Genomic DNA, 16,531 nt, shown 5'->3' with positions numbered 1-16,531 from the left:
CTAGTAATTTTAAATTCAGGCTTTCTTTTTTATTTTTCAAATTCTAGTTAACCGTTACAGTTCTCTTTGGAACAGATGTACATTCTTGACCATCTTTTTTAACGGTAACCTCTGCCTTAGCTTCATACGTTCCAGCAGCAGCATACGTATGAGAAACATCTTTTCCAGTTGCTGTACTACCATCACCAAATGTCCATTTTACAGAAACCAAAGTTCCTGTTCCGCTGTAACCAACTGAATAATTCATTATCTTAGGATTATTAGCATCTGTAGAATTATGCAATTTAACAAAAATTGACTCTGCTAAGCAATCTACTATCGCCTCGCTATCACTCTTACTACAAGAATTACTCATAAATACAGCTGCAATAAGGATTAAAACTGATACAAACTTTTTCATTTTTGAAAATTTTAGTGGTTTATGCATCAAAATTATACTTTTAAGCAACACAAACAAATGATTTAAATCATAATCTGTTACCAAAAAACATCTTTAACTCTTTTGAAATAATCTCAAAAAGCGCATTTAAATTATTGTTTTTGGGCGCTAATAAGTACACAAATTCTTCTGGCACGTGAAAACTATTCCACACCAACTGCAGTTTATTCTCTTTTATAAAACTTCTTGCGTTACAATTCCAAGTTACCGCCACTCCTTCATTTTTGGATAAAAGTCGCAGCATCTCAGATTCTGAGGGAATAATGTAATTAGGAACCATCGACGGTCTTTTTTTATTAAAAGCATGGAGCCAAAACAATTTTATGTGCGGAATTCGGGCATCATGGCTGTACCATTTTTGACCATTCAACCATTGTTCAATCTCTACAAAATTATCTGCTTTTAGTCTTTGACGAAATTCTGTTATATCTAAAGTTGTTGGAGCAACCACTATTAATTTAATTTTTCCAACAATTTCATAAGTGGTATCAAAAGTATCAAACCTTTTTGTGGTTATTGCAAAATCAAGTTTTTTAGAATCGACTAATGTAAAAAGCTCATCGTTTTCGGCAAAGGTAAAATCGATCAAATCAAACTTTGAAATCAAAAGATTCCCTATACATTCAAAAAGATGTTTTGAAATTCCAACAGAAATTAATCGATTAGCATCTTCAGCTTTAGCTCTAAAACCAGCCTCGACACTTTCGAGCCTGTCCAGCGCATCTATAATCAAATTATTCAGTAACTTAGCATATTCCGTTGGCTCTACTCCTTTTGATTTTCGATTAAATAATTTATTCCCAACATGAGCTTCGAGCATAGAAATTTGCTGACTAACGGCTGGCTGACTCATAAATAATTCCTTTGCGGCCACCGAAAAATTGCCGTTTTTATAAACCGCTTTAAAGGTTCTGTACCATTCTAGATTTACCATGACATAAATTTATTTATAACAAACATAGTTTATTTTATTTTTACTAATATCACTTAAGCTGTAAATTTGTTCAAAATTTAATATTATGAAGAAAATAACTTTACTCGCAATAATTGCATTTACAGCCGTAAGCATTTCGGCTGTTGCTCAAAAATCAAATAAAAAAGAGATGAAAAAAGTATTATTTGTTGTTACCAGTAATGATAAGCTGGGCAATACTGGAGAAAAAACTGGGTTTTGGTCAGAAGAATTTGCTGCACCATATTATGAGTTATTAGATCAGGGAGTCGAAATTACAATTGCTTCTCCTCTTGGCGGACAACCACCAATTGATCCTAAAAGTGCCGATCCGTTATCAGCGACAGAAGACACAAAACGTTTTGATGCTGATAAGGTTTTACAAGAAAAACTAAAAAACACTTTAAAACTTTCGACTGTTAATCAAAAAGATTATGATGCTGTTTTTTATCCTGGAGGTCATGGACCGCTTTGGGATTTAGTTCAAGATAAAAATTCTATTTCCTTAATCGAGTCGTTTTATACGCACAACAAACCTATTGCTTTTGTATGTCATGCGCCAGCAGTTTTGAAAAACGTAAAAGTAAAAGGCGAATATTTGGTAAAAGGCAAAAAGGTAACTGGATTTACCAATGACGAAGAAGAAGCGGTTGGTTTAACTAAAGTCGTTCCTTTTTTATTAGAAGACGCTTTATCATCAAATGGAGGAATTTTTTCAAAAGGACCAAACTGGCAGCCATATGCTGTCGAAGATGGACTTTTAATTACAGGTCAAAATCCAGCATCGTCTAAACTGGTAGCCGGCAAATTATTACAAAAAATTAAATAAATAAGATGCTAAGGGACTGAGATGCTAAGATTCTAAGGTTCTTCTCTTAGGAACTAAAAAAAGCTAATGTCCCAGAAGCAAATTGATAAATAAAAAAATTAAACAAACAACCATGCTAAGTCTATTAGATAAGTTCAAAGAAAAAAACCTTAGAACCTCAAAATCTTAGCATCTTAGAACCTTAAAAAAATGCTAAACTTTGAATTATACAATCCGACGAATTTAATTTTCGGAAAAGGACAAATTGAAAAACTATCAACTCTAGTTCCAAAAGACGCAAAAATTCTTTTGGCTTATGGAGGCGGAAGTATTTTTAAAAATGGTGTTTACGATCAAGTAATCGCAAACTTAAAAGGTTTTGAAATTGTAGAATTTGGCGGAATTGAACCAAATCCAAGATTCGAAACGTTAATGAAGGCAGTTGATGTTATCAAAGCCGAAAAAATCAATTTTATTCTTGCCGTTGGTGGAGGATCAGTAATTGATGGTGTGAAATTTATTTCGGCAGCTGTAAATTTTGAAGGAAATCCGATTGATATTCTACAAAAAAGAATCTTAATTACAGAAAACACAATGCCTTTTGGAACTGTTTTGACGCTGCCTGCAACGGGAAGCGAAATGAATTCCGGTTCTGTTGTAACTATCGAATCTACTCAGGAAAAACTGGCTTTTGGCGGAAGCGCAATGTTTCCTAAATTCTCTATTTGCGACCCAACGGTTATCGCTTCTTTACCAAAAAGACAAATTCAAAATGGTGTTGTTGATGCTTACACGCATGTAATGGAACAATACCTAACCTATCCGCATGAAGGTTTTTTACAAGACCGAATTGCTGAGGGAATTTTACAAACTTTAATTGAAATAGGTCCAAAAGTTGTTGAAAATCCAACCGATTATGCTTTAGCTTCAAACTTTATGTGGAGTTGTACTATGGCGTTGAATGGATTAATTCAAAAAGGCGTTCCTCAAGATTGGGCAACTCACATGATTGGTCACGAATTAACTGCACTTTACGGAATTGATCATGCTAGAACTTTAGCTATTATTGGCCCAAGTTTATACAAGGTAATGTTTGAGACTAAAAAAGGCAAACTGGCACAATACGGCCGACGTATTTTTAATCTTTCAGGATCTGATGATGAAGTGGCAAAAGAAGCAATTAATAAAACAGTGGAATTTTTCCATACAATGGGAATGGACACAAAACTATCTCAATACACAGAAAATTATAGTAATACTGCAGATTTCATAGTAAACCGCTTTGACGAAAGAGGTTGGAAAGGTCTCGGAGAAAATCAATTAATAACTTTAGACAAAGTAAAATCTATTGTTGAACTTAGTTATTAAGTGATCAGTAAAAATTAACCGTGAGTACTACAAAGTGAGTATTGGCAACTAATGAAAAAAGGCGTTCTTAACTAGTTTAAGAGCGCCTTTTTAAAATACTAAAACAAAACTAACTAACTCAATTCTTGCTAAACTCATTAAATTCTAATTTATAAACAGTTACAACGTAAGGATTTTATTTTTATTGTGTTTCTCAAAAAATATTTTTTACTTTAATTGAAAAACTGCTGAAAACCATTGCTATTATACACACACAAATAAATTTCTTAAATCAGTTTTTGTATTATTACTACTTTATTAAGTACTTTTGTTTTAAATTATTAAAATAATGAGTGAAAAGTTAAAATTTGCAGTAATTGGAGGAGGAAGCTGGGCAACCGCAATTGCAAAAATGTTGTGCGTAAACCTTTCAGAAATTGCGTGGTATATGCGTAATGAATCTGCGATCGAACATATTCAGAAATACAAACACAATCCAAATTACCTAAGCTCGGTTGAGTTTGACACTAACAAGCTTAAATTAACCAGCAATATAAATGAAGCGATCGAATATGCAGATTACATCATTTTTGCTATCCCATCTGCTTTTTTAGATGCCGAATTAAAAAACATGACGGTTTCTTTATCAGATAAAATTATTTTTTCAGCAATTAAAGGTATCGTTCCAGAAACTAGTTTAATTGTTGGCGAGCATTTTCATATTCAATACGATATTCCATACTACAACATAGGAGTTATTACGGGGCCTTGTCATGCTGAAGAAGTGGCATTAGAAAGACTTTCTTATCTGACAATTGCTTGCGGTGATCCCGAAAAAGCTTCTACTGTAGCAAAATCTCTTTCAGGAAATTATATTAAAGCTAAAATTTCAGACGACATTATCGGAACTGAATACGCAGCAATGCTTAAAAACATTTACGCAATTGCTGCCGGAATTGCACATGGTTTAGGTTATGGCGATAATTTCCAATCGGTTATGATGAGTAACGGAATTCGCGAAATGAAAAAATTCATTCGTAAAGTACATAAAATGAAACGTAACATTAATGATTCTGCTTATCTAGGCGATTTATTAGTTACAGGATATTCTATTTTTTCAAGAAATAGAATGTTCGGAAATATGATTGGAAAAGGATACACAGTAAAAAGCGCCATGATGGAAATGAGCATGGTTGCCGAAGGTTATTACGCCACAAAAAGTGCTTACAAACTAAATCAAGGTTACGGAGCAAAAACACCTATTATAGACGCTGTTTATGCTGTTTTATATGAAGGAAAAGATGCAAAATCTGTATTTAAAAAATTAACGGAGTCTTTGGATTAAGCATTCAGTGGTCAGTTTTTAGTGATCAGATAAAATAAAAAAGTCCAAAAAAATATTTTTTTCGGACTTTTTTATTTTAACGCTTAATTTCAATTTTAAACTGAATACCATGACTGGCCACTAAAAACTGACCACTGAACAACTACTTCACCATAATTCCTTCAACAAACAAAATTGGCACTTCTTCAGTATCATTTTCATTGATTAAATTAGATTTGAAAGTAAATTTCTTATCGTACAAAGTATTTCCGATGAAAAAAGTCACCATAAATTCATTGTTCATAACGAGAAGACTTTTCTCTATCATCTCAATTTTTACTACAGAAACTGCAGGAACTTCAACAAAAGCATGACGCAAAATTGAGGTTTTTTTCATTTCTCCATCAATAGTTCCAAATGCTTTTGAAACCACCATTACACTGTCTAAATTAAAATCGCTGTCATTTACAAGATAAGCATACCATACTTTCTCCATAAAATCGTCGCTCCATTCTTGAACGGCAGCAAGAAACACGTTTTCAACTATCGGGATTATTATATCTTTTTTCATTTTAGTCAAAAGTTTAAAAGTCGAAAGTCATAAAGTCGAAAACCTCAAAGTAATGACTTTATGACTTTCGACTTTATGACTTTTAGACTTAGAATTATATATTTGCTTTGAATTGCTCTAAGAAACGAACATCGTTTTCATAAAACATACGGATATCACCAATTTGGTATAAAAGCATCGCAATACGCTCTACTCCCATTCCAAATGCAAAACCGTTGTATTCATCTGGATTTATATCACAGTTTTTCAAAACGTTAGGATCAACCATTCCACAACCTCCAATTTCTAACCATCCTGTACCTTTTGTAATACGATAATCCGTTTCGGTTTTTAAACCCCAATAGATATCAATTTCAGCACTTGGTTCTGTAAATGGAAAGTATGACGGACGAAGACGAATTTTAGATTTCCCGAACATTTCTTTTGTGAAATAAAGCAACGTCTGTTTCAAATCAGCAAAAGAAACATCTTTGTCAATGTACAATCCTTCTACCTGGTGAAAAATACAGTGCGAACGAGATGAAATTGCTTCGTTACGGAAAACACGTCCTGGAGAAATCGTACGAATTGGCGGTTTATGATTTTCCATATAACGCACCTGAACAGATGATGTATGCGTACGCAGCAGCACGTCAGGATTTGTTTGGATAAAAAATGTATCCTGCATATCACGTGCCGGATGATATTCTGGCAAGTTCAATGCTGTAAAATTATGCCAATCGTCTTCTATTTCCGGACCTTCAGAAACGTTGAAACCAATATTGGCAAAAATATCAATAATCTGATTTTTAACAATTGAAATTGGGTGGCGGGAACCAATAATTACTGGCTCTGCTGCACGTGTTAAATCTCCAAAAACTCCTTTTGTTTCTTGTTTGCTTTCCAGTTCTTCCTGAATAACGCGAACTTTTTCTTCAGCAACAGCTTTTAGAGTATTAATTACCTGTCCAAAATCTTTTTTCTGGTCGTTTGGAATGTTCTTGAACTCTGTAAAAAGTTCTTTCAACAATCCTTTACTACCTAAATATTTAATACGGAATTGCTCTAAGGATTCTTTATTTTTGTCATTAAAGGCTTTAGCTTCCTCTATATGTTCTTTTATCTTGTCTATCATTTTCCTTCAATAATTGAGAATACAAATTTAGTAAAAAAGTGAGATGTTAAGAGTGAGATGTTTGAAGTATTTTCCAAACTTCTGTCATAATTTCAATCTAAAATCTAAAATCTACATTCTAAAATTTAAATTTTTTATTCTATTACTTCTCTTTCTAAGAAATAATTAACGATTGCTTCTTTCATTAAAACCGATTGTTCGCCAGCTTTTAAAGCTGGTAATTGTTCTTTTACTTTGTAATGAGGCCATCCTTCAGCATCAAAAAAATCAAATTCATAAAACCCATAAGGTTCCAATAATCTGCAGATTGCAATGTGCATCAAATTTAATTTTTCATCTTTCTTGAATTCGCGGTGCACTTTTCCGAGTTCCTGAACTCCAATTAAATAAATAATTGCATCTAAATCTAAGTCTTCACCTTGCGAAAATTGATTTGAAAGTATATCGACGAGCTTTTCCCAACGCTCTTTTAATTGTGTATCTCTTGACATTTTATTTATGATTTTAGATCTTAGATCTTAGATTACTGATTTAAAAATCTAAAATTAGCAATCTGAATTCTAAAATTAGAGTTGCAAAGATAAGAACTTCAAATCCAAAGACCTCAAAAAACGAAAACTTCCGTTTTACGGGATCAAAATGTCAAGAATGTCTATGGATTTTGAAAATTAAAAACTTTACTCCTTTACAGCTTTGCTCCTTTGAACCTAAAAAAAAGATCTATATTTGCGCCTTTATTAAATCCACAGAAAACATGAGTTTTTTTGATATTATTGTTGGTGCACTTTTAGGTTTTAGCTTATACAAAGGCATTAAAAATGGGCTTTTTGTAGAAGTTGCCTCTTTTATTTCGTTGTTGTTAGGAATTTATTTAGCGATTAAATTTTCTTCTTTAATGAAAGATATAATCAGCAAACATGTGTCGTGGAATCCAAGTACAATTCAAATTACAGCTTTTATACTAACTTTTGTTTTAGTTGTAATTGGTGTTTATTTTTTAGCCAAAATCCTTACGGGAATTGCCGATTTTGCCTTTTTAGGATGGGCAAATAAATTAGGTGGAGGCTTTTTTAGGGTTTTAAAATCAATTCTTATTTTAAGCATTTTTATTGCCTTATTTGAAAAAATCAATTTCAATAATACTTTCGCTAAAAAGGAAACTCTGGACAAGTCTATTTTTTATAATCCTGTAAAAAAAGTGGCCGCTTTTGTATATCCGTCAATTGAGAAATGGTACGAGAATTTCAAAGACAATCAGTCAGATAATTCCTCAAAAAACAGCAATACATCACCTCAATAATATAATTACTACTTTAATTTTCTTTTCTTTCTCTTTTTAAATGATTGGTTATCAAATTTTTAAACCATTAAAAATATTAAATGATCAACGAGAAGAGTTGTGCTTTTTATTTATTTAATTTGTAAAAATTTACTTCGCAAATGAATAAAAACGTAGAAATCTGCTCTGTTCCCAAAAGCGAACAAAATGCAATGAAAGCGATTACAATTGACTGTGTTGTATTTGGTTTTGAAGAAGGAAGTCTAGAAGTGCTTTTAGTACAGCATGCTGAAGGAATCAGTAAAGGAAAATGGGGACTTCCAGGCGGATGGATCAATAAAAACGAAAGCACTGATACTGCTGCTCAACGTTTATTGAGTGAACTTACAGGTCTTGATAACATTTATTTGGAACAGTTAAAAGTGTTTAGCGATCCAGATCGTTTTCCGCTTCGGCGGGTTATTACTATAGGATATTATGCTCTTGTAAAAAGAGAAGATTATAATATTAAAGTTGGTTTCACCGCATCTGATGCAAAATGGTACAAAATAAACAGCATTCCTGATTTAATCTACGATCATAACGAAATCCTGTCTTACAGTTTACAGCACCTTCGCAGCAGAGTTCGCCATGCTCCTGTTGGCTTTAATCTTCTTCCTGAAAAATTTACTTTATTGCAGTTGATGCATCTTTACGAAGAAATTCTAGGTACTGCTTTAGAAAAATCAAATTTTAGAAGAAAAATTCTTCATATGAAACTACTGCTTGAACTGGATGAAAAAGAACAAGATGTTTCGCATAGAGCTGCAAAACTTTATAAGTTTGATGACGAAATCTACAAGAAATTAACTCAAAAAGGGTTTAATTTTGAATTTTAAAGCACTTTTTAAATCTTAGCTTTTAACTATCGGGCTTCTGAATTCCAGAATCCAAAACTTTGCGCTATCTTTGCGGCTTAGTAACATACGCTAAAGCAATTGTTAGAGCGCAATTTACATTAAAAGAAATACTTAAACTCGATTAGAGAACTTATATATTACAATGAAGAAGATTCGTAATTTTTGCATTATTGCACACATTGACCACGGTAAAAGCACACTGGCAGATAGATTATTGGGTGCTACTCAAACCGTTACAGCCCGTGAAGAAAAAGCTCAATTGCTTGACAACATGGATCTGGAGCGTGAACGTGGTATTACCATAAAAAGTCACGCTATTCAAATGGAATACACTTACAAAGGTGAAGAATACATTTTGAATTTGATTGATACTCCTGGACACGTCGATTTCTCATACGAAGTTTCACGTTCAATTGCTGCCTGCGAAGGTGCACTTTTAATTGTTGATGCTGCACAAAGTATTCAAGCACAAACTATTTCTAATTTATACTTAGCACTAGAAAATGACTTAGAAATTATTCCGGTTTTAAACAAAGTAGATTTACCAAGTGCAAATCCTGAAGAAGTGAGTGATGATATTATCGATTTGCTGGGATGTAAATTGGAAGATATTATTCATGCTTCTGGAAAAACAGGTTTTGGTGTTGAAAATATCTTGGCTGCCATTATCGAAAAAATTCCAGCTCCAAAAGGAAATCCTGAAGAACCTTTACAAGCTTTGATTTTTGACTCGGTTTACAATCCGTTTCGTGGAATCGAAGTTATCTTTAGAGTTGTAAATGGTGAAATTAAAAAAGGGCAAAAAATTAAATTCATGGCTACCGGCAATGAATATTTTGCTGACGAAATTGGAACTTTAAAATTAAATCAAGTTCCTAAAAATGTAATTTCTTCAGGTGATGTTGGTTATTTAATTTCTGGAATTAAAGAAGCCAAAGAAGTAAAAGTTGGAGATACTCTAACTGATGCTAAAACGCCGACTACTAATATGATTACTGGTTTTGAGGATGTAAAACCAATGGTATTTGCGGGAATTTATCCTGTTGATACTGAAGATTACGAAGATTTGCGTTCTTCTATGGAGAAATTGCAGCTAAACGATGCTTCGCTAGTATTTACTCCTGAAAGCTCTGCTGCATTAGGTTTTGGTTTCCGTTGCGGATTCTTAGGAATGCTTCACATGGAAATTATCCAAGAACGTTTAGAACGTGAGTTCGATATGACCGTAATTACTACGGTTCCTAACGTTTCGTATTTGGCTTATACTAAAAAAGATCCGGAAACTGCATTTGTTGTAAATAATCCTTCAGACTTACCTGAACCTTCTCGTTTAGATAGAGTTGAAGAACCATATATTAAAGCAACTATCATTACAAAAGCTGATTTCGTAGGTAACGTAATGAGTTTATGTATTGAGAAACGTGGTCAAATTACCAATCAAACGTATTTAACTACGGAACGTGTTGAATTGAATTTTGATATGCCTTTGGCAGAAATCGTATTTGATTTTTACGATCGTTTAAAAACAGTTTCAAAAGGTTATGCTTCTTTTGATTATTCTCCTATTGGAATGAGAACTTCAAAACTAGTAAAACTAGATGTTCTTTTAAATGCACAAACGGTTGATGCTCTTTCTGCTTTAATTCACGAAGATAACGCTTACAATATTGGTAAAAAAATGACCGAAAAATTACGTGAGCTGATTCCAAGACAACAGTTTGATATTCCTATTCAGGCTGCAATTGGAGCTAAAATCATCGCTCGTGAAACCATTAAAGCACTTCGTAAAGACGTTACCGCAAAATGTTACGGTGGAGATATTTCGCGTAAGCGTAAACTTCTTGAAAAACAGAAAAAAGGTAAAAAACGTATGCGTCAAGTAGGAAACGTTGAGATTCCACAAGAAGCGTTTATGGCTGTTTTGAAATTGAATGATTAAATTTAGTATTGAGATTTAAATACTAAGTAGTAAGATATAAACCCGATGATGAAAGTTGTCGGGTTTTTTGTTTAGATTTGAATATATTATAAAAATTAAATGATAATAAACGATTTAAATACAAAACTATACGAAGGAACCAACATATTTAAAGATAGCACTATAAACTTAAAAGAGGATTCTTCATTTAACAGTTTATACTATGAAAACTTAAATCAGTTGAGATTTGTTAATTGTATTTTCAATGGCAATTTAGAAATTGAAAATTTCCAAAATAAGATTTTTAAATTGATTTTTAAAGATTGTACTTTTAATGGAGATATTTTGATAACTGATGTTGAAATTGATTACCTACATTTTTTAAATACAAAAAAAATAAACGATATTCATATTGATGGATTATTCAAGCGTTTAAAATTTAACAATAAACAAAATCCTTTGTCAGGTAAAATTGACATTTTTGCAATAGTCTTAATTGAATTAAACTTTAACGATCTGTTTCTTGAAAAAGGAGAATTAAATCTAATGGTTAATGAAACCGAGAAAGATTATGATTATCAAAACTTTTACTCTTCTTTTGAAAACGCAAAAGTTGACAATTGGATAAACACACGTTCATATTTCCCAAATTTTGCAAATTTCAAAGAAATACAAGTATTTACAAAATTAATTTTTAATGATTGTAAATTCGATAAAGTAGTTTTTGCATCAACAGATTTTGGGAAAAGCACAAGTTTTAACGATTGTAAATTTTATGCTTATACAGGTTTTGAAGAATGCAAAAATTTAAATAATTCAGAATTAAAATTTATATCATGTAAATTTGAAAAATATTCATTTTTTGATAACTCAAAATTCAATAAAATTGAATTTTCACATTCTAAATTCTTAGAAAAAGCATCATTTGAAAATTTTGAAACAAACAATTTTAAGATCCATCAAGTAACTTTTGCCGGGACGGCATATTTTGATGACTTAAATAAAACTAACAATTCGGTTATCGAAAAATGGGATAGAAAAACAATCAGAGCAATAAAACGAGAATTGGTCAACACTCATAATCAAATAGATTATCTACGTTTTAAAGCATATGAGTTAAATGCTTATAAAAAAGAAAAAAACAAAAATTGGAGAGATAGTTTTATTTTATTCTTTAACAAACATTCCAATTATTTTGGATTAGACTGGACAAAAGGCTTTGTGTTTACTGGTATTATAGGTTTAATATTTTATCTTCTATATTTATGTACGTATGCTATCGTTATGAAAAACACATTGTACTTTCCTCATACAATCGAAGATTTTTTTGTTGGATATCTCAAATTTTTAAACCCCTTTTCATTGTTTAAATCTCCAATTGAAAATGCAGAAACCTATTTCTTTCCTTTACTCTTCTTTATGATTGGCAAAATTTTTATTTCCTATGGAATTGTTCAAACAGTCCAAGCATTCAGGAAATTTGGAGTAAATGGAGGATAAGAAGCTCATTTGCTAAAAAAACATTAACCCGATAACTTAAGTTATCGGGTTAATGTTTTATACCAAGGTCACTATTAAAAACTAGTAATCAATTCATTACAAAAAAATCAATTAAATCCAACCCAAATAAATATGTGTAAAAAGCTACAAAAATAAAAATATTAACACCCTTCACAGAATTTTGATGCAGTTCGTCGAATTTAACAAAGAATTTAACACAAAAATTATAACTTGTAATCTTACAACTTTAAAACCAGATAATTATGAAAACTAAATTTTTTATTATTTTATCGATGTTAACTTTCTCATTCGTTAATGCTCAACAAGAAGAAGTTGAGTCAGAAATGAAAACTGCAAAAGGAATCACTTTTGCGCATGGGGATATGTTTATAGAAGGTTCTATACAAATTAGCACTGGCGGCGACCAGGATTACTATGCTTTCAATCCTAAATTTGGATATTTCCTTAACAACAAATTTGCTGTTGGAGGTCAATTAAATTATTCAAGTAACAAATATGAATCAACAAATACTAAAACAAACATCTTTGGTATTGGAGGATTTGCTAGATATTATGTGCTTGAATTAGATAAAAAACGTTTCAAAGCATATGGTGAAGCCGGTCTTGGCTATGGCCGAAACAAAGTCGAAACAAGTGCAGGTTCTAACGACAGTAACAGTCTTACTGCCAATATTAATGTTGGTTTGAACTATTTTTTAACCAAAAATATTGCCGTTACATTTACCCTTGCTAACATTTTATCTTACAATAGTGTTTCGCCGGAAAATGGTCCATCATCAGATACTTTTCAACTAAACATCAACTTATTTGAAAACATTTTTGATCAACCAAAATTTGGACTTTTGTATAAATTTTAATTCGTTTCTACGATTTACCTATAAAAGCTGTCTCAATTTGGGACAGCTTTTTTATTTCTTTAAACATCAAACCTTTGTAACTTTGAGCCTCTTAACCTTTGAACCCAAAAAAATGCTCGACGAAACTCCTAAAAGATTTGACCGAATTGTGGCTATCCTAATTCAATTACAATCCAAAAAGATTGTAAAAGCACAAGAATTGGCAGATCGATTTGATGTGAGTTTACGAACTATTTATAGAGACATTAGGACTCTTGAAGCTTCTGGAGTTCCCATCTACAGTGAAGCTGGCGTAGGCTACGCTTTAATGGAAGGCTACAGACTTCCGCCGGTTATGTTTACGCGCGAAGAAGTAAGCAGTTTTATTGCTGCCGAAAAACTAATGCAGAAGTTTACTGATCCTGCTCTTGGAAATCATTACGCATCTGCAATGTATAAGCTGAAATCAGTCCTTCGAAGTACTGATAAAGACTGGCTTTCTAATATTGAATCTAAAGTTGTAATGCAGACTGCAGAACCAATGTTTAATGACAATTCTCCAAATACTTTAGCGGTTCTTTTTGAAAGTATTGCTGAGAAAAAACAAATCTTACTTTCGTACAAAACTTTTGAAAGTGATGAAACTAATGAACGAAATATTGAACCTGTCGGCGTTTTTCACGACCATAATAATTGGTATTTTTTAGGCTATTGTCATTTGCGAAAGGATTATCGTCAATTTAGAACAGACAGAATTCAAAAAATTCAGAAAACAGACTCTAATTTTACGATCGAACATAATTCCTTGGACACTTATTTATCTAAAAACGAAACTATTCCAACTACAAAAGTCAGGATCTTGATTGACAAAAAAATCTCCCGCTACTTAGGAACTGAAAAAAAATATCATGGCTTTATTTCAGAAAAAGAAGTTGATGGAAAAATAGAAATGACGTTTATGTGCAAAGATATTGAAAGCGGATTTCCGCGTTGGTTTTTAATGTTTGGTGATTATGCCGAAATCTTAGAACCTGAAAGACTAAAAACAAGAGCTTTAGAATTATTAGAAATTAACAGATTAAGACTTTTATAAAAAAACTCCTGAGAGAAATCTTCAGGAGTTTTTTTTGATTTATTTCTGTTTAATAACGTTGTAAAAATTGTAATCTGTATTTGAAGCATCAGTAATTCCAATATTCCGTCCCATTGTAACAATCTGCCCTCTGTGATAAGTTCCATGATTAATAACCTGAAGCAAATAATCAGAAACTGGAAGTTCGCATTCAAACCAAGGATTACTAATTTTAACTTCTTTAACCAAATCTTCTTCAGACAATGAATGGATAATGTCCTTCAATTTTGCAGATGAATTTAATAGTCCCGCAAATATTTCCTCTTTCGACGATTCATTTTCTGCTTTCTTTTCTATTGGAGAAGTTTCAGAAATGATCGAAAACCAATATTCTTCTGTAGACCAAATATGATCCAATGTTTTCATAATATTTGAAAAACTTGAAGGAACTTCTGCATAAAGCAATTCATCAGATTTCGGCGAAAGCCAATTTACAAATTGTTGATTTACCCATAAATTATAATCGGCATAATTAGACATTATCTTTTTTAAACTCATAGCTGTTAATTTAGATTTTTAAAGTTAAACGAATTAAAAAGCAATCTGATTATCTTTCCCAGAAAAATGGAGGTTCAATATTTAAAGCTCGCAAATACACGTAACCTTGCCCACGGTGATGCACTTCATTATCAATAAAATACAAAATATTTTGAATAATTGGAAATTCATATTGTCCAAATAGATTAAAGTTTTCATTAAAATCTTCTATCGACAATTTCTCCCAATATTTATTAATTTCCTCTGTTGCCTCATCCCATTTTTCAAGGTACTGTGCTTTAAAAATCAATTTTTCTGTTCCTTCTGTATAAGGCTGAACGTCACGATTAACTATCGATTTAAGTGCTGGTGCAGCAATAGCTAAAAGTTCATCAGCTAATTTTGCAAAAGGACGCATACCTCCAATCGAGAATTCAAAAAAATCTTTTTCGGGAAAAGCCTCAATCACATGACGCGTAAGCGCGCGATGCCCTTGCCAATGTTTCAATAATTCTTCTGAAGTAATTACTTGTGCTTCTAATGTTTTCATGGTTTTAAAGTTTTAATATTTCTATACTTCAAAAGTAAAACGAGCCGGTGACAACAGTTTGTCAGTAGGAAAAAACAATTAAAAATTATTTTACATTTTCTTTTGTTTTTTTTGATAATCGACAAGAAAATACTAGGCATAGACGCACAGCAGTACGTCTCTACAAAATAAACATGCTAGAAAAAAACTTAGAACCTTAGCCTCTCAGAATCTTAGTGTCTTTAGAAAAAACCTTTGTACCTTTGCACCTTACAAACTTTGGAACTTAAAAAAAAAATGATCGAAGATAAAAATCCTCAACGTACCAGTATAGCGCAATTAGGCGAGTTTGGCTTAATTGAACATTTAACCAAGAACTTTGATGTTACTCAAGAATCTACTTTAAAAAGTATAGGCGATGATGCTGCTGTTCTTGATTTCAAGGCTAAAAAGGTGGTTGTTTCTACAGATTTATTAATAGAAGGTGTGCATTTTGATTTGGCTTACATGCCTTTAAAACATTTAGGATACAAAGCTGTTGTGGTAAATGTATCTGATATTTGCGCCATGAATGCTAAACCAACGCAAATAACTGTTTCTGTAGCCGTTTCTAATCGTTTTCCACTAGAAGCCTTAGAAGAATTATTTGAAGGGATTACGCATGCCGCAAAAGAATATAAAGTAGACGTTATTGGCGGTGACACTACCTCATCGCAAAAAGGATTAATTATAAGCATAACAGCTATTGGCGAAGCTGATGAAGATGAAATCGTTTATCGTAATGGCGCTAAGCAAACTGACTTATTAGTTGTAACCGGCGATATTGGCGCAGCATATATGGGATTGCAAGTTTTGGAACGTGAAAAACAGGTTTTCCAGGTAAACCCAAACAGTCAGCCAGATTTAGATCCTTATACTTATTTGGTCGAAAGACAACTAAAACCCGAAGCACGCAAAGATGTTCGAACTCTTTTGCACGCGCTAGAAATAAAACCAACCTCGATGATTGACATTTCTGACGGCTTATCTTCAGAGATTATTCACATCTGCAAGCAGTCTAAAGTGGGTTGTAATTTATATGAAGATAAACTTCCTCTAGATCCTCAGTTTATTTCGACTTGTGAAGAGTTTAATATTGACAGCACTACTGTTGCAATTAATGGCGGTGAAGATTATGAACTTCTTTTTACAATAGATATTAATGATTTTGATAAGATAAAAGGAAATCCGAACTTTTCAATTATTGGTCATATGGCTGATGAAAGCGAAGGAATTCATTTGGTAACTCGCGCCAACACTAAAATTGCCTTAAAAGCACGCGGCTGGGATGCTTTGAGTGAATAAATTTTAAAAAATCTAATAAAAAAATTCAACTACTAACTATA

17 protein-coding genes are annotated in these 16,531 nt (G+C 32.3%); 10 read left to right on the top strand and 7 right to left on the bottom strand.

Translation table 11 applies throughout. The annotated features are described in order from the left end of the window. Positions 1 to 43: 43 nt before the first annotated feature. Both BOW57_RS20210 and BOW57_RS20205 read right to left on the bottom strand, forming a co-directional pair. Complete coding sequence (locus tag BOW57_RS20210; protein WP_129056922.1) at positions 44 to 400, bottom strand: PKD domain-containing protein; 357 nt, start codon at positions 398 to 400, stop codon at positions 44 to 46. Positions 401 to 467: 67 nt separating this feature from the next. Beyond that, positions 468 to 1,373 carry a LysR family transcriptional regulator gene (locus tag BOW57_RS20205; RefSeq protein ID WP_129056920.1) on the bottom strand — a complete coding sequence of 302 codons (906 nt, stop codon included), beginning with the start codon at positions 1,371 to 1,373 and terminating at the stop codon, positions 468 to 470. Between the two features lie 85 nt (positions 1,374 to 1,458). Here BOW57_RS20205 and BOW57_RS20200 point away from each other — a divergent pair, with 85 nt between their 5' ends. From BOW57_RS20200 to BOW57_RS20190, 3 genes are all read left to right on the top strand, one after another. Beyond that, positions 1,459 to 2,220 carry a type 1 glutamine amidotransferase domain-containing protein gene (locus tag BOW57_RS20200; protein ID WP_164973750.1) on the top strand — a complete coding sequence of 254 codons (762 nt, stop codon included), beginning with the start codon at positions 1,459 to 1,461 and terminating at the stop codon, positions 2,218 to 2,220. Positions 2,221 to 2,409: 189 nt separating this feature from the next. Beyond that, positions 2,410 to 3,567, top strand: a complete 1,158-nt coding sequence (locus tag BOW57_RS20195) for an iron-containing alcohol dehydrogenase (protein WP_129056918.1) — start codon at positions 2,410 to 2,412, stop codon at positions 3,565 to 3,567. Between the two features lie 328 nt (positions 3,568 to 3,895). Next, complete coding sequence (locus BOW57_RS20190; protein WP_089053330.1) at positions 3,896 to 4,891, top strand: NAD(P)H-dependent glycerol-3-phosphate dehydrogenase; 996 nt, start codon at positions 3,896 to 3,898, stop codon at positions 4,889 to 4,891. 142 nt (positions 4,892 to 5,033) lie between these two features. Here the strand turns inward: BOW57_RS20190 and BOW57_RS20185 are convergent, their stop codons facing one another. From BOW57_RS20185 to BOW57_RS20175, 3 genes are all read right to left on the bottom strand, one after another. After that, positions 5,034 to 5,441: a hypothetical protein gene (locus tag BOW57_RS20185; RefSeq protein ID WP_089053331.1), complete on the bottom strand. Its 408-nt coding sequence runs from the start codon at positions 5,439 to 5,441 to the stop codon at positions 5,034 to 5,036. A 94-nt stretch (positions 5,442 to 5,535) separates the two neighbouring features. Beyond that, complete coding sequence (locus BOW57_RS20180; protein WP_089053332.1) at positions 5,536 to 6,555, bottom strand: phenylalanine--tRNA ligase subunit alpha; 1,020 nt, start codon at positions 6,553 to 6,555, stop codon at positions 5,536 to 5,538. A gap of 134 nt (positions 6,556 to 6,689) precedes the next feature. Beyond that, positions 6,690 to 7,046, bottom strand: a complete 357-nt coding sequence (locus tag BOW57_RS20175; protein ID WP_089053333.1) for a hypothetical protein — start codon at positions 7,044 to 7,046, stop codon at positions 6,690 to 6,692. A 263-nt stretch (positions 7,047 to 7,309) separates the two neighbouring features. On the opposite strand from BOW57_RS20175, the gene BOW57_RS20170 reads away from it, so the two are divergent. The 6 genes from BOW57_RS20170 to BOW57_RS20145 all read left to right on the top strand — a co-directional run bounded on the left by BOW57_RS20170 (position 7,310) and on the right by BOW57_RS20145 (position 14,101). Then, positions 7,310 to 7,855, top strand: a complete 546-nt coding sequence (locus BOW57_RS20170) for a CvpA family protein (RefSeq protein WP_129056916.1) — start codon at positions 7,310 to 7,312, stop codon at positions 7,853 to 7,855. 140 nt (positions 7,856 to 7,995) lie between these two features. After that, positions 7,996 to 8,712, top strand: a complete 717-nt coding sequence (locus BOW57_RS20165) for an NUDIX domain-containing protein (protein WP_129056913.1) — start codon at positions 7,996 to 7,998, stop codon at positions 8,710 to 8,712. A 163-nt stretch (positions 8,713 to 8,875) separates the two neighbouring features. Further along, complete coding sequence (gene lepA, locus BOW57_RS20160) at positions 8,876 to 10,672, top strand: translation elongation factor 4 (RefSeq protein ID WP_089053336.1); 1,797 nt, start codon at positions 8,876 to 8,878, stop codon at positions 10,670 to 10,672. 99 nt (positions 10,673 to 10,771) lie between these two features. Continuing rightward, the gene (locus BOW57_RS20155; protein WP_129056911.1) at positions 10,772 to 12,151 is read left to right on the top strand and encodes a hypothetical protein; all 1,380 of its coding nucleotides are present in this window, start codon (positions 10,772 to 10,774) and stop codon (positions 12,149 to 12,151) included. 263 nt (positions 12,152 to 12,414) lie between these two features. Then, the gene (locus BOW57_RS20150) at positions 12,415 to 13,029 is read left to right on the top strand and encodes an outer membrane beta-barrel protein (RefSeq protein WP_129056909.1); all 615 of its coding nucleotides are present in this window, start codon (positions 12,415 to 12,417) and stop codon (positions 13,027 to 13,029) included. 112 nt (positions 13,030 to 13,141) lie between these two features. Then, entirely contained in the window at positions 13,142 to 14,101 is a 960-nt protein-coding gene (locus tag BOW57_RS20145; protein WP_129056907.1) for a YafY family protein, read from the top strand. 39 nt (positions 14,102 to 14,140) lie between these two features. On the opposite strand, the gene BOW57_RS20140 is transcribed toward BOW57_RS20145, so the two are convergent. Beyond that, entirely contained in the window at positions 14,141 to 14,638 is a 498-nt protein-coding gene (locus BOW57_RS20140) for a DinB family protein (RefSeq protein WP_129056905.1), read from the bottom strand. 49 nt (positions 14,639 to 14,687) lie between these two features. Beyond that, positions 14,688 to 15,167 (bottom strand): DinB family protein, encoded by a 480-nt coding sequence (locus BOW57_RS20135; protein ID WP_089053340.1) that lies wholly within the window; start codon positions 15,165 to 15,167, stop codon positions 14,688 to 14,690. A gap of 276 nt (positions 15,168 to 15,443) precedes the next feature. On the opposite strand from BOW57_RS20135, the gene thiL reads away from it, so the two are divergent. After that, a complete protein-coding gene (gene thiL / locus BOW57_RS20130) occupies positions 15,444 to 16,490 on the top strand; it encodes a thiamine-phosphate kinase (RefSeq protein ID WP_089053341.1) in 1,047 nt (348 codons plus the stop codon). Positions 16,491 to 16,531: the final 41 nt, after the last annotated feature.

Source organism: Flavobacterium sp. YO64, from assembly GCF_004119505.1.
In the GTDB taxonomy this organism is placed as follows: Bacteria; Bacteroidota; Bacteroidia; order Flavobacteriales; family Flavobacteriaceae; genus Flavobacterium; species Flavobacterium oncorhynchi.
This window is presented reverse-complemented; position numbering and strand designations above follow the sequence as displayed.